The sequence below is a fragment of the Campylobacter sp. 2457A genome (assembly GCF_020135895.1).
GTDB classification, from domain to species: domain Bacteria; phylum Campylobacterota; class Campylobacteria; order Campylobacterales; family Campylobacteraceae; genus Campylobacter_D; species Campylobacter_D taeniopygiae.
The window spans coordinates 1-599 of record NZ_JACHTO010000083.1; the positions used below are offsets into that span (position 1 = coordinate 1).

At 25.9% G+C, this 599-nt stretch carries 1 protein-coding gene; it reads right to left on the reverse strand.

Translation table 11 applies throughout. The annotated features are described in order from the left end of the window. Positions 1–185: 185 nt before the first annotated feature. On the reverse strand, positions 186–599 hold a 414-nt coding region (locus H2280_RS08430; protein ID WP_337216258.1), incomplete at its 5' end, for a hypothetical protein.

The window sequence follows — 599 nt, forward strand, 5'->3', positions numbered from 1 at the left end:
CTAAAAAGATGATTAAAAAACCTAAACCCTTTGCTAAACCAAAAAAGAAACCAAAAAAGAAACCAAAAAAGAAAATCACACCAAATAACCATCCTAAACCAATAGCTTCTATCATTTAAACTCCTGTATCATAAAGTGTATTATAAGCTTTATCTTTGAAATCAAGCTTAGCAATGAAATCTTTACTATAAATAAATATTTCCATCATTTATGTATTTAAAAAATATTAATATAAAAGGAGAGCTGCATGCAAACCCTATCAACCAACTTATTTTTTTACGTTTTATCCCTGTGCTATAGCATTTAAAAAAATAGGCTTGTAATAAACAAAGAACTATAAAAGGTGCAAAAAATGTTAAATAGCAAATCCAACCAAATAAAAATCCTATGCAAATATATATACGATACTCATCTGGCAAAAGTTTCTTAACTTCTGGAGGATCCATAAGTACAAAATGTCCCACATTATCAACACCATAAGTTACATAAAATCCTATGATGATAGTAATAAGAAAAATAATAAAAAATGTTAAAAAATAAGATTTTAAAAACTCTTTTATATTGATTCTTATGAAATAATTTAACAAGGCAAAGATAGC